At 70.8% G+C, this 11881-nt stretch carries 14 protein-coding genes; 10 read left to right on the top strand and 4 right to left on the bottom strand.

What is annotated here, in order from left to right:
- Positions 1 to 18: 18 nt before the first annotated feature.
- Positions 19 to 1071: a helix-turn-helix domain-containing protein gene (locus tag AB0M56_RS13995; protein WP_364175000.1), complete on the bottom strand. Its 1053-nt coding sequence runs from the start codon at positions 1069 to 1071 to the stop codon at positions 19 to 21.
- A 91-nt stretch (positions 1072 to 1162) separates the two neighbouring features.
- On the opposite strand from AB0M56_RS13995, the gene AB0M56_RS13990 reads away from it, so the two are divergent.
- From AB0M56_RS13990 to AB0M56_RS13965, 6 genes are all read left to right on the top strand, one after another.
- Entirely contained in the window at positions 1163 to 2299 is a 1137-nt protein-coding gene (locus tag AB0M56_RS13990; RefSeq protein WP_364174997.1) for a cytochrome P450, read from the top strand.
- Between the two features lie 109 nt (positions 2300 to 2408).
- The gene (locus AB0M56_RS13985) at positions 2409 to 2999 is read left to right on the top strand and encodes an HdeD family acid-resistance protein (protein ID WP_364174996.1); all 591 of its coding nucleotides are present in this window, start codon (positions 2409 to 2411) and stop codon (positions 2997 to 2999) included.
- A 44-nt stretch (positions 3000 to 3043) separates the two neighbouring features.
- Complete coding sequence (locus AB0M56_RS13980) at positions 3044 to 3568, top strand: DUF6069 family protein (RefSeq protein WP_364174994.1); 525 nt, start codon at positions 3044 to 3046, stop codon at positions 3566 to 3568.
- A gap of 56 nt (positions 3569 to 3624) precedes the next feature.
- A complete protein-coding gene (locus AB0M56_RS13975) occupies positions 3625 to 4107 on the top strand; it encodes a hypothetical protein (RefSeq protein ID WP_364174991.1) in 483 nt (160 codons plus the stop codon).
- An 89-nt stretch (positions 4108 to 4196) separates the two neighbouring features.
- Positions 4197 to 4586: a hypothetical protein gene (locus tag AB0M56_RS13970; RefSeq protein WP_364174988.1), complete on the top strand. Its 390-nt coding sequence runs from the start codon at positions 4197 to 4199 to the stop codon at positions 4584 to 4586.
- Between the two features lie 5 nt (positions 4587 to 4591).
- Entirely contained in the window at positions 4592 to 5479 is an 888-nt protein-coding gene (locus AB0M56_RS13965; protein WP_364174985.1) for a pentapeptide repeat-containing protein, read from the top strand.
- Between the two features lie 24 nt (positions 5480 to 5503).
- On the opposite strand, the gene AB0M56_RS13960 is transcribed toward AB0M56_RS13965, so the two are convergent.
- Positions 5504 to 6316 carry a DUF1295 domain-containing protein gene (locus tag AB0M56_RS13960; protein ID WP_364174982.1) on the bottom strand — a complete coding sequence of 271 codons (813 nt, stop codon included), beginning with the start codon at positions 6314 to 6316 and terminating at the stop codon, positions 5504 to 5506.
- A 53-nt stretch (positions 6317 to 6369) separates the two neighbouring features.
- Here AB0M56_RS13960 and AB0M56_RS13955 point away from each other — a divergent pair, with 53 nt between their 5' ends.
- Complete coding sequence (locus AB0M56_RS13955; RefSeq protein WP_364046391.1) at positions 6370 to 6861, top strand: emopamil-binding family protein; 492 nt, start codon at positions 6370 to 6372, stop codon at positions 6859 to 6861.
- Here the strand turns inward: AB0M56_RS13955 and AB0M56_RS13950 are convergent.
- On the bottom strand, positions 6845 to 7390 hold the full coding sequence (locus AB0M56_RS13950; RefSeq protein WP_364174979.1) for a D-alanyl-D-alanine carboxypeptidase: 546 nt from the start codon (positions 7388 to 7390) through the stop codon (positions 6845 to 6847). The two genes, AB0M56_RS13955 and AB0M56_RS13950, sit on opposite strands and share 17 nt — an antisense overlap.
- A 223-nt stretch (positions 7391 to 7613) precedes the next feature.
- Between AB0M56_RS13950 and AB0M56_RS13945 the strand changes: the two genes are divergently transcribed.
- Genes AB0M56_RS13945 through AB0M56_RS13935 form a run of 3 tightly spaced genes read left to right on the top strand, consistent with a single transcriptional unit; the run spans position 7614 to position 10230 of the window.
- Positions 7614 to 8309, top strand: a complete 696-nt coding sequence (locus tag AB0M56_RS13945) for a response regulator transcription factor (RefSeq protein WP_364174976.1) — start codon at positions 7614 to 7616, stop codon at positions 8307 to 8309.
- Entirely contained in the window at positions 8306 to 9742 is a 1437-nt protein-coding gene (locus AB0M56_RS13940) for a HAMP domain-containing sensor histidine kinase (RefSeq protein WP_364174973.1), read from the top strand. The genes AB0M56_RS13945 and AB0M56_RS13940 overlap by 4 nt, the downstream gene beginning before the upstream one ends.
- On the top strand, positions 9739 to 10230 hold the full coding sequence (locus AB0M56_RS13935; RefSeq protein WP_364174970.1) for a hypothetical protein: 492 nt from the start codon (positions 9739 to 9741) through the stop codon (positions 10228 to 10230). Before AB0M56_RS13940 ends, AB0M56_RS13935 begins: the two co-directional genes overlap by 4 nt.
- Positions 10231 to 10236: 6 nt before the next feature.
- On the opposite strand, the gene AB0M56_RS13930 is transcribed toward AB0M56_RS13935, so the two are convergent.
- Complete coding sequence (locus AB0M56_RS13930; protein ID WP_364174967.1) at positions 10237 to 11442, bottom strand: MFS transporter; 1206 nt, start codon at positions 11440 to 11442, stop codon at positions 10237 to 10239.
- Positions 11443 to 11881: the final 439 nt, after the last annotated feature.

The raw sequence follows: 11881 nt of genomic DNA, 5'->3' as shown, positions 1-11881 counted from the left end.
TGGCGGCCCGGTTTTCTTTCAGCCCGTCGCCGCGGCGTGGCAGGCGCCGAACCCCTCGGCGCGGCGCACGATCCGGCTCGAAGTGATCCGCACCGCCGTTTCGGTCGCATCGCTCACCGCCGAAACCCCGGCCGCCGACGCGACCGCGCCGGCGTCGTCGCGCAGCACCTGCAGGCGCGGCCACGCCGAAGCCGGGAAAGCCCGGCGCAGGTGACCACGCAGCTCCGCCAGCGCGAGGTGCGTCAACGGCGCCAGCTCCGGCGCCGAACCCGTCACCACGGCGACTGTCACGGCAGCGTCCGCAGGTGCGGCGCGGACGGCCTCCTCCGCGGCGGAAAGCCGGTGCAGGCCGAGGATCGCGACGACACCGTCACCGGACAGCTCGGCCGGCCGCGACCGCAGTGAGTCGAACGCCGCGGGCGGAACCCAAGGTTCGTCCACCGGCTGCGCGTGCGCCACGATCGGTGGGACCGCGGGCCACATGTCGTCCAGCCCAAGGGAGGGCAGGGCTTCGCACGCGCGCACTACGTTGAACGGTTCGCCGAAGCCCGGCGCGGCCGCGGCCAGGCCGGTGGCGCCGTGCAACGTGGTCAGTGCGAGTTCGGCGACGCGGACGAGACGGCCGGCGGCCGGTGCGAGCCGTTCGAGGGCCAGGCCGAGGACGACGGCTTCGAAGCGCAAGAGCTGGGCGTACGGGCGGTGGGTGAGCTCGTCGGCGAGAATCTCCGGCCCGAGGTCCACGCCGAGACGTGGGCCGGGGTCGGTGGCGAGCGGCAGGCGCGCGACCCAGGCGCGGGCGAGGGCACCCAGGGCCTCCGCGGTCGTGAGGCCGGGGTCCGAAGCCGGGGGCTCGGCGGCGACGCGCTCGGCCTCCTCCGCGAGCACGGCGAAATACAACGCGCGTTTGCCGGGGAAGTTCGAGTAGACGGCGCCGCGGGTGAGCTCGGCGCGTTCGGCGATCACGTCGATCTTCGTCTCGCGGAAGCCGCGCTCGGTGAACTCGTCGCGCGCGGCGGCGAGCACCTTCGCGCGGTTGAGCTCCTGTGCCTCCGCCCTGGTCAGCCGGGCCATCGTCCTCCTCGTGCTCCCGTGCTGGTCACGATAGCGCTCGGGTACATATGATGAGACCATCTGATTCGGACATCCAGAATGAGGAGCGCCCGTGAGCGACGTCCCCGAGATCGACCTGACCGACCCCGCGGTCCACCGCGACCCGTTCGCCGTCTACGGCGCCGCGCGCGAGCACGGCCCCGTGGCCAAGCTCGTCGGCCCCGGCTTTGGCCCGCTGTGGGTCCTCACCCGCCTCGCCGACGCGCGCGCGATGCTCACCGACCCGCGCTTCGCGCTCGGCCCGGGCAGCTACCAGGCGCTCGACGTGCCCGAGCACTGCCGGGCGTACCTGCGGACGATGCAGGAGATGGAAGGCGCGGAGCACCGGCGGCTGCGCGGTCTCGTCTCCCCCGCGTTCACGGCGCGCCGTGCGGCGGACTTCCGGCCGCGGATCGAGCCGATCGTCGGCGAGCTGCTCGACGGCCTCCCCGCCGAGGGCGCCGACCTGCTGACCGGGTTCGCACAGCCGTTGCCGATGGAGGTGATCTGCGAGCTCGTCGGTGTGCCCGAGGCGGATCGGACGCGCTGGCACAGCTACGGCCAGAACGTGGTCGCCGGCTCGGGAGAGAGCTTCGCCGCCGCGGTACCCGGCATCATCGACGGCGCGCGCGGCCTCACCACGCCGCCGGCGAGCGAGTTCCTCGAACTGCTGGCCGGGACCGAAGGCCTCACCGAACCCGAGCTCGTGACCCTCGTCTGGCAGCTGGTGCTCGCGGGGCAGACGCCGGCGAACTTCGTCGCCAACGCCGTCGAGGCCCTGCTCACCCATCCGGACCAGCTCGCCGTGCTGCGCGCGGAACCCGAACTGTGGCCGACGGCGGTCGAGGAGCTGATGCGGTGGTGTGGACCTCAGCTGCTGACGATTCCCCGGCAGGCCACCGAGGACCTTTCCCTGCACGGCGTGGCGATCCGGGCGGCCGAGCCCGTGTCGGCCGCGATCGCGTCGGCCAACCGCGACCCGCGCGTGTTCACCGATCCCGACCGCCTCGACGTGCGCCGCACCGAGGGCGGGCACCTCGGGTTCGCGTACGGCCCGCACTTCTGCCTCGGCGCGGCGCTCGCGCGCGTGGAGGCGGAGGTGGCGTTGCGAGGCTTGCTGGAGCGTTTTCCCGAGCTGCGCCTGGGCGACGTGCGGCGCGCGCCCGACCCCGGCACGTGGCGGCTCGCCGGGCTGCCGGTGAGCTTCTGACGTCCTCTTCGGACACTTCGTCACCGATCGGGTGAACAACGAAGCGGTGCTTGGATCTTCCTGCGCTGCTAACGTTTTCCCAGGTCAGCATCGTGCTCGGGAGGCAAGCATGTCCGCACACATCTCTGCTGGAGTCGGTGGTCTCGTGATGGACCCGCGGCAGACGTGGCCGCTGGTGCTCGTGCGCGGTGTGCTGGCGGTGGTGTTCGGCGTGATCGCGCTGATCTGGCCGGGCGTCACCGTGCTGGCGCTGGCGCTCGTCTTCGGTATCTACGCTCTCGTGGACGCTGTGGGTGCGTTCATGCAGGCGTTCCGACCGGGCGACGGCGCGCACCGGTTCGCGTACGCGTTGCTGGGTCTGCTCGGGCTCGCCGCCGGGGTGATCGCGCTGGTGTGGCCCGGCGCGACCATCCTCGTGCTGGCGACGCTCGTCGGGGCGTGGGCGGTGGTCACGGGCGTCGCCGAGATCGTCGCCGCGATCCGCCTGCGCAAGCAGATCACGGGCGAGGCGTTCCTCATCGTGGCCGGCGCGGTGTCCGTCATCGCGGGCGTGCTGGTGCTCATCCACCCGATCGCGGGGGCGTACGGAATCGCCTTGCTCGTGGGCATCTATGCGCTGCTGTACGGGATCATGCTCGTCGTCCTGTCCTTCCGCCTGCGGCGCGTCGCGAAACTCGAGCAGGCGAACGAGCCCGCTTAGGACGACAATCGAATGGGACAGCTTCGTTGACGGAGGGATCCGTGATGGCGCAGAACCCGTACGACCAGGACGCCCGGCCCGGCATCGACGCGGCGCGGCTGTGGGCGGGCGGCGTCGCCACGGCGGTGGTGGCGGCACTCGTCGCCATCGTCGGCCTGCTCATCGCCCGCGGCATCTTCGACGTCCCCGTGCTCGCCCCCAAAGGCGAGGGCGCGTGGGGCAGCGCCAGCACCGCCGCGTATGCGCTCGCCGCCGCTCTTGCCGCCCTGCTCGCCACGGGCCTCATGCACCTGCTGAGCGTCGCGACGCCCGCGCCCAGCCAGTTCTTCGGCTGGATCATGGTGCTCGTGACGCTGATCGCGGTGGTCCTGCCGTTGACGTTGACGGTCGAACCCAGCGCCAAATACGCGACGGCCGCGATCAACCTCGTGATCGGCTTGGTGATCGCCATCGTGGTGAACAGCATGGCGGCCAACGCACGCACCCTGCACCGCCGCAAGCGCTCCACGCGGCCCGACGCGCCGACGCAGCAGTGGAACGAACCACCGTCGAACTTCTACGACCGCTAGCGGCAACCACCCGTCCTCCCCGAACGTGTTCGGTACACAGTCTCGGGGAGGACGACATGTTCACGGAATTTCTCACGGGCGCGGCCCTGCTGAGCGCATCGCTTGTGGCACCAGGTGACGTCGGCTGGTCCCTGTGGCCGTCGGAAGTGGCACCGGGCGGGGAAATGCACGTGGAAACCTATGCCGCCCAGGGCAACGGCTGCAACCCGGCCGGCCCCGTCACCTCACCCGGCTTCGCCGCCCCGATCCCCTGGCCCCTCGGCGGCAACTGGGGCCACCACGGGGGCACCGGCACCGCCGCCACCCGCCCCGGCACGTACACCGCCACGTTCCCCTGCACAGACGGCCGCGTGGCGACGGCGACATTCACTGTTGCGGGGACGCCGCCTTCTTCGGTTACGCCGCGGCCTTCGTCGCCTTCCAAGCCTCGGCCGACCACCACGCCTGTTCCTGAACAGGACCAGCCGCAGGTGTCGGTCCGCCCGGCGGGCGCCCCGCAGACGGGCGGTGGCGGCTTGGCGGTTTCGTTCACGGAGTGAGCGTCTACTGAGGACACTCGCGACAGCGCCCCCGGGGGTTCGGATTCACCACCCGATTGCACCTTTCCCCGCTTCCGGGAACTGCGATCATGGAAGTCGTGGCCGAAATCCCTTCAACCACCGCGGAACCGCTCGCCGGCGCAGGGATTCGACCGCACCCGGGCCGGACGCTGTCCAACCGGACGATCGCACTGTGCGGCGTTCTGATGGTGGCGATCGCAACGGTGGCCTGCTGGGTCCTGCTCACGTTGTACGGCCACGGCACCGACGCCGATCGCGCTCGGCTCGACGGTATCCGCACCGTCGGGACGATCGTGGTCGGCACCGGCGGCGCTCTGGCGCTGGTGCTCGCGGCAAGGCGGCAGCAGACGCCGAGCACGATCTGGCGACCAAGCGCGCGGAACTGCGGCTCCGGGAACAGGCCGACCGGGCCGCGCGGCACGACGCCACCGAACGCCGGATCAACGAGCTCTACCTGAAAGCCGTGGAGCAGCTGGGTTCGGAAAAGGCACCGGTCCGGCTCGCCGGGCTGTACGCGCTCGACCGCCTGGCGCAGGACAACGCGCAGCTGCGCCAGACGATCGCCGATGTCATCAGTGCCTACCTGCGCATGCCGTACGAGCTGCCCGGGTCCAGCGCCGGTCTCGATGCCGACCGCGACCAGTTGCAAGAACGTGAAGTGCGGCTGACCGCGCAACGGCTGCTCGTGCGGCACCTCGTGCCGGCCGACGAGGGTGATCGGTTCTGGGCCGGCATCGAGCTCGATCTCTCCGGCGCGGTGCTCATCGACTTCCCGCTGAATGGCTGCGAGCTCCACAATGCCCGCTTCGCCGCCACGCGGTTCGCCGGTGACGCCTGGTTCCACGAGGTGCGCTTCACCGGCACCACCCGGTTCGACGGCGCCACTTTCGCGGGCGACGCCTGGTTCACCCGGGCCACGTTCAAGGGCAGTACCCGATTCGAGAACGCGGAATTCCACGGCGAAGCTCGTTTCGAAGACACCGAGTTCGTGGGCACCACGGCATTTCGCAGCGCGCAGTTCGCCCACAACGCGCGGTTCGACAAAGCCCTCTTCCGCGGCATCGTGCGGTTCAGCGACGCCATCTTCGCGCGCAGTGCGAACTTCAACCGAGCGGGGTTCATGGTCGCGCCGGTGTTCGACGACGACGTGGCCGCGCAGAGCGCGTACTTCGACCGCGCGAGGTTCGGAGAGCGGGCGTGGTTCGAGGGGGTCTCGTTCGCCAGCTACACCACGTTCGTCGACGCCACGTTCGACGGCGACGTCAGGTTCGAAGGGGCCCAGCTCGACGGGATGCGCTACCGGCCGCCGCAGTTGCAGGCGGATCACATCGAGTTCGCCGACGAAAGCTGACGCCGCCGGCGAAGCGAAGGAAACTCAGCCCACCGGAACCCGGCTCCGAGGAATCCACGGCACGACAGCCGAAGTCCGCTTCTGATATTCCGCGTACTCCGGGTACCGCCCCCGCGTGATGGTCTCCGTGAAGATCGTCGAGCCCACGAACAGCAGTGTCAGCAGGACCGCGCCCGCGATCGTCCAGGGGATCCCGCCGAAGGCCACCGCCCCGAAGACAAAGATCAGCCACCACTGCGCCTGCTCGAAGAAGAAGTTCGGGTGCCGCGAGAAGCGGAACAGACCACTCTGCAGGAACCGCGGCGAAGGCACGCGCCCGGCGTCCTGCTCGCGCTTCTTCCACTGGTGGAAGTTCCACTGCTGCTGATCCGCGACCGTCTCCCCCACCAGGCACGCGACGAAGATCACCGCCACGATCACATCACCCACGCCGAACGGCGACCGATACTCCAAGGCCGTCCACGCCGGCAGCGTGATCAGCAGCAGAATGGCGTTCTGGTAGATCGTGATGAAGAAGAAGTTGAAGATCTGGAACTGCCAGGGCGCCATCTTCCCGCGCAGCACCACCCAGCGGTAGTCCTCGCCGTCGCGGGCGTAGCCGCCCTTGCGGGCGAAGTTGAAGGTGAGGCGCAAACCCCAGAGAAGCACCAAGACGAACATCACGTCGAGGCGCGCGTCGGCGAAGCCTGCGAAGGCGGCGAAGATCGCGACGTACGCCACGGGCACCAGGGACCAGATCCGGTCCACCCACGAGTACTCGCGCGTGATCACCGAGAGCACCCAGCACAGGGCGCAGACACCCGCGAAGACGCAGAGGCAGGCCTGGAACGCGTTCATGCCCGCACTCTACTGCCCGAGTACCGCCCGAGCCGCCCGCTTAGGATCATCCTATGAACCTGCCGCTGCGCCGACGCGGGATCGACATCTTCTTCGCGATCGTGTTCGCCGCGTTCACGATCACCTCGCTCATCAGCGACCTGCTGCCGACCGTGGGCGTCGATTTCTCGCGCCCGTCGGACAACTTCTTCGTGAACTCCAACTACTGGTACGCCCACGACGCCGACATCCTCTTCATGCACCCGCCGGACTGGATGCGGATCGTCACGGGGCTCTCGGCGTTCGTGTACATGCCGTTCTACGTCGTGCTCGTCGTATGCCTGCTCGCCGGCAAGAACTGGATCCAGCTCTTCGCGGTGATCTACGCGACGATGATCGTGACGCTCACCGGCGTCGTCGTGTTCGGCGTGGAGTTCTTCGGCGACCCGGCGATGCGCACGGGCAACCCGGTCAAGTTCCTGGCCTTCAACATCTGGTACGTGCTCGTGCCCCTGCTCCTGCTGATCCGCATGCGCAAGCCGATGCCGTTCACCCGGCGGTTCTGACCAATACGGCCACGCCCGGGTGCGGCAGGCGGATCGGCAGCGTGTCGGGGTGGTACTCGAAGTGCCACCACTCGTTGTCGTAGCGGCGGTGCAGGTCGTAGGCCGCGCCGTGGCGTTCCAGCCACTGCGCGCCTTCCGTGGGCCGTACGTCGAGCGCGAAGCCGCCGACGTGGGCCGACTCCTCGGGCGGCAGCACGAGCCGGCGGGCCGCCCACACGGAACCCGTGCGCCGGACCTCGGCGGTGAACATCGCGTGCTGCCGGGCGGCGTCGCGATGGCCGGAGGTGAGGCCGATCAGCTGCCCGTCGCGCCAGAACGCGTCGGTACGCGCCGCCACGAACGCCTCGCGCGCCGCGGCCGTGAGGCCGGCCAGGTCCTCCGCCGGGTAGCGCAGCGCGAGCGCCCACCGGCAGGCGAGCCGGCGGGCGTGGTGGGGCGAACTCACGAAGGCCACCGGCAGCAGCAGCACGGCCAGCAACCGGGCGGCCGTCGCGTAGGCCGCGGCACGGGAGCGGAGCAGTTCGGTCATGGTGTCCACGGTCGCGGCCCCGTGTGCGCCGACGGTCGAAGTCGTGTACGCGGACCCCGACAGTTTTGTAACAGCTGCGCACGGATGAGGCTGTTACGCAACCATGACATTCCGCGCACCCCGCGATGAGACCGGACGCGGATCCTCTCGGGAGGTGTCCGCTGTGGACTGTCCGGGGAATCCGGACGGGCGGGCCCGGAAGTGCGCTGCGATAGTGGGAGACATGCCCCGGGTGCTGTTGATCGAAGACGACCAGGCCGTGCGAGACGGCCTGCAGATCGCCCTGACCTACCAGGGTCACACCGTCGACGCGGTGGAAAGCGGCGAGGAAGGGCTCGCGCGGCTGAGCGCGGGCCCGGCCGATGTAGTCGTGCTCGACCTGATGCTGCCCGGGATGGACGGGTTCGAGGTGTGCCGGCGCATCCGCGCGAGCGGTGACCTGCCGATCATCATGCTCACCGCGCGCAACGACGACATCGACGTGGTCGCCGGGCTCGAGGCCGGGGCCGACGACTACGTGGTGAAGCCCGCCCAGCCGCGCGTGCTCGAGGCCCGGATCAAGGCCGTGCTGCGGCGCACCGGCGGCGAGCAGCGCCAGGCGGGCACGTCGAAACCCGAGGTCGAGCGCCACGGCGACCTCACCATCGACCGAGACGGGCTCGTCGTGAGCAAACACGGCCGCCCCGTCAGCCTCGCGCCCACGGAGATGCGGCTGCTGCTGGAGCTGTCCGCGTCGCCGGGCCGGGTGCTCAGCCGCCAGCAGCTGCTGGAATCCGTGTGGGACCAGGGTTACCTGGGTGACTCGCGGCTCGTCGACGCGTGCGTGCAGCGGCTGCGCGCGAAGATCGAGGACGACGCCGCGGCCCCGGTGTACGTGCATACCCTGCGCGGGTTCGGGTACCGCTTCGGGCCCCTGTGACCGGCGCCCGGTTCCGCAAGCTCTGGCCCGGCTGGGGTCTGCGCACGCGGCTGCTGCTCGCGTTCGTGCTGCTGAGCGTGCTCACGACCATCGCCGTCGCCGGGTTCGGGTACCGGACCGCGCGCAACACCATCCTGACGAACACGCAGGACAACGCGGTGCGGGAGCTGACCAGCCGCATCCAGCTGCTCTACCCGCTGCCCGTGGACCAGCCGTCCCAGGACCAGCTCGACCACGTCGCCGGCGCGATCTCCGGACGGACCGGCAACGCGCTCGTGACCGCAGGCGGCGTCTCCGGCGGTGATCTGCCCTCGTCCGTGATCACGGACGACGTCAAGGAGATCGTCGGGCGGGGCGAGATCGGCTGGCAGCGCGTGGCCGTCGGCGGCGAAACCCGGCTGCTGATCGGCACCCAGCTGCGGCTCACGACCAGCAAGTCACACGAGACGGATCCGTCCGGGATCGAGGTCTTCGTGCTGCAGCCCTTGGACGCCGAGAACGAGAGCATCGCCACGTTGGCCCGCAGTGCGTGGCTGACCGGCACCGGCGCGGTGATCCTGGCGCTGCTGCTGGCGCTCGCGGCCGCCCGCAGCGTGCTCGGGCCGGTGCGCGAACTGCGTCGCGCAGCGCACCGCCTCGGCGAGGGCGACCTGGACACGCGCCTGACCATCCACGGCACCGACGAGCTCGCGGAGGTCGGCAAGACGTTCAACACCACCGCGGAGTCGCTGCAGCACCACGTCGGTGAGCTGGAACGGATGGAGTCCGACGCGCGGCGGTTCGTCGCCGACGTGTCCCACGAGCTGCGCACCCCGCTCGCCGCGATGACCGCGGTCACCGAGGTGCTCGAGGCCGAGGTCGCCGGCCTGCCCGAGATCGCCGGGCGCGCGGTGCGGCTGGTGAGCCAGGAGACCCACAATCTCACCCGGCTGGTCAACGACCTGATCGAGGTCACGCGCTTCGATTCCGGTTCCGCGTCGCTCGCGCTCGACGAGGTGGACGTCGCCGACGCGATCGGCGCCACCCTGCGCGCCCGCGGCTGGGTCGACGCCGTCGCCACGGAGCTGCCGCCGGCTGTCCGCGCGCGGCTCGACCCGCGCCGGCTCGATGTGGTCGTCGCGAACCTCGTCGGCAACGCGCTGCGCCACGGAGCGCCGCCCGTCCGGCTGAGGTTGAGCGCGGCCGAGGAATCGCTCATGATCGAGGTCACCGACGAGGGCCCGGGGCTGAAAGAGGAGGTGCTCCCCCACCTGTTCGACCGCTTCTACAAGGCCGACACCGCGCGCAGCCGCTCCGAGGGCAGCGGACTCGGGCTCGCGATCGCGTGGGAGAACGCCAAGCTGCACGGCGGCGAGCTCACCGCCGCCAACCGTCCGCAAGGCGGTGCGATCTTCACGCTGCGCCTCCCGCTGAACCCGGGCGGTGAGGCGTGATCCGGCGCGCCACCAGGTCGTTCGGGTACGTGGCGCTCGTGCTGGTCGCGCTGGCCGCCACCGCGTGCGGCGTGCAGCCGAGCGGCGCGATCTCGGGCGACGCCGCGCCGAGCGGCCCGCGGTCCACCGCGCCGGGCACGCCGGCGGTCAGCTCGATCTACCTCGTCGCCGACGGCGTGGTCGCCCGGGTCCAGCGCCCCGGTCTGGACCAGACCGATTCCGCGCTGATCGACGCGCTGGTACAAGGGCCGACGTCGGCAGAGAAGGCGTCCGGCTTCACCACCGAGGTCCCGCAGTCCGCCCTGCCGGCCACCGTGATGATCTCCGCGTCGGAGGTCACCGTGCAGCTGGCCACCGACGTGCAGGCGCTGTCTTCCTTGGCCGTGTCGCAGATCGTGTGCACACTGCACCTGCGTGACGCCCCGGATGACAGCGTGTTCACGCTCGTCGGCGGGGGCAACGTCCGCAGCGGCGAACGCTGCGGCTGAGCGCCGTCAGCCGACTTCGGCCGGTTCGCGGACCTGCCGCGGCGCGATCACCGGCGCCGCCACCACCGCGGCCACGCAGAGCGCGAACGGCACCGCGAACGCGACGTTCAGCGGCATCCACCGCGTGAGCCCACCGATGAGGGCGGGGCCGGCGAGCAGCCCGACGTACCCGAGTCCGACGACCCGCGCCATCAGCGCACCCGACGCCCGCGTGTCGAGGTTGCCGGCCGCGGTGAACAGCTGCGGCACGCCACCTGCGAGACCGAGGCCGAAGATCGCCCAGCCGACGAGCGCGAGCGGCGCCCAGGGCGACAGCGACGCGGTGGCGAGGCCGACGGCGGCGAGCGCCGAGCCGTAGCGCACCACCGCGACCGGCCCGGCCAGCGCGGCGACCCGGTCGGTGGCGAAGCGGCCGACGGTCATCGCCACGGCGAAAGAGCCGTACGCGAGCGCGGCGGTGCTCGCCGACGTACCCAGCACGTCCTGCAGGTGCAGCGCGGCCCAGTCGTTCGCGACGCCCTCGGCGAGCATCAGCGCGAACGCGAGCGCGCCGAGCAGCCAGACCACACGCGATGGAGTCCGGCTCGGCGTGACCGGCGCGGGGCCGGTTCCTGTTTCGGTTTCGGGCTCGCCGCGCCCGGAGTCGAGCAGGAGCCGCCCAGCAGCCAGCGAAGCGACCACGCACAACGCGCCGGTGGCGCTCAGCGTGACCGCCGTCGGGATCCCGGTGCCCAGCACCGCCGCCCCGACCACGGCCGCGAGCGCGCCGCCGATCGACCACATCGCGTGGAACGCCGCCATGATCGGCCGCGGATAGGCGCGTTCGACGACCACGGCCTGGGCGTTCATGGCCACGTCGAGAGAGCCGTTGAAGAACCCGAAGACCACCAGCGAGAGCCCGAGCGCCCACCAACTGGTGGCCAGCCCGGGCAGGAAGAGCGCCAGGCCCAGCAGCACACCGGCCGCCGGCACCACGCGGCGATGGCCGAACCGATCGGCGAGCGGGCCGGACACCTGCATCCCGACGAAGGCCGCACCGCCGAGCACCAGCAGCAACGCGCCGAGCGTCGTGTGCGAAATCCCCGTGGCCCGCTCGACGACGGGGATGTGCACCACCCACATGCCGACGGCGAACCCGTTGAGCGCGAAGAAGCTCCACGTCGCAAACCGCGCGGCGCGCGGCAAACCTGCAGACAGGGATGATTCGGTCATCGCAGGCGCATCCTCCTCGGGTTCGGCACTCGCATGGTCGCACAGCAACCTCGGCAACGCACAATCCTTTTGTTCGAACGATCACGCCAAACGATCGAACCTCCTCACTCGCCCCTCCCCACTCACCCCGGCTCGCGCACCACCTACTCCCTCACCCCGCCCTCCCGCCCCCGGTCGCGCACCACCTACTCCCTCATCCCGGCCTCCCGCCCCCGGTCGCGCACCGCCTGCTCGCTCACCCCCGGCCCCCACACCCGTGGTCGCGGACCTCCTGCCCACTCACCTTCGCTCGCCCACACACACCTGCACATTCCCACCCAACTCACCCTGCCGAGGCGACCCACCAGCGAGATCGCGCCGGCTTCCGGATGGGGCGGTGCGATCGGCCGGTGAGGCGGAAGCCGGCGGCGTTGTAGAGCGCGACGAACGAGCCCATGGC

Source organism: Amycolatopsis sp. NPDC051372 (genome assembly GCF_040682095.1).
GTDB lineage: Bacteria > Actinomycetota > Actinomycetes > Mycobacteriales > Pseudonocardiaceae > Amycolatopsis.
Note: the sequence above shows the minus strand (reverse complement) of the source record. Positions and strands in the feature narration are given on the sequence as shown.

Bases quoted from the DNA above. Each gene is read 5' to 3' on its own strand.
- AB0M56_RS13995 (WP_364175000.1), bottom strand. From the start codon at position 1,071: ATGGCCCGGCTGACCAGGGCGGAGGCACAGGAGCTCAACCGCGCGAAG.
- AB0M56_RS13985 (WP_364174996.1), top strand. From the start codon at position 2,409: ATGTCCGCACACATCTCTGCTGGAGTCGGTGGTCTCGTGATGGACCCG.
- AB0M56_RS13980 (WP_364174994.1), top strand. From the start codon at position 3,044: ATGGCGCAGAACCCGTACGACCAGGACGCCCGGCCCGGCATCGACGCG.
- AB0M56_RS13975 (WP_364174991.1), top strand. From the start codon at position 3,625: ATGTTCACGGAATTTCTCACGGGCGCGGCCCTGCTGAGCGCATCGCTT.
- AB0M56_RS13970 (WP_364174988.1), top strand. From the start codon at position 4,197: ATGGAAGTCGTGGCCGAAATCCCTTCAACCACCGCGGAACCGCTCGCC.
- AB0M56_RS13960 (WP_364174982.1), bottom strand. From the start codon at position 6,316: ATGAACGCGTTCCAGGCCTGCCTCTGCGTCTTCGCGGGTGTCTGCGCC.
- AB0M56_RS13955 (WP_364046391.1), top strand. From the start codon at position 6,370: ATGAACCTGCCGCTGCGCCGACGCGGGATCGACATCTTCTTCGCGATC.
- AB0M56_RS13950 (WP_364174979.1), bottom strand. From the start codon at position 7,390: ATGACCGAACTGCTCCGCTCCCGTGCCGCGGCCTACGCGACGGCCGCC.
- AB0M56_RS13945 (WP_364174976.1), top strand. From the start codon at position 7,614: ATGCCCCGGGTGCTGTTGATCGAAGACGACCAGGCCGTGCGAGACGGC.
- AB0M56_RS13930 (WP_364174967.1), bottom strand. From the start codon at position 11,442: ATGACCGAATCATCCCTGTCTGCAGGTTTGCCGCGCGCCGCGCGGTTT.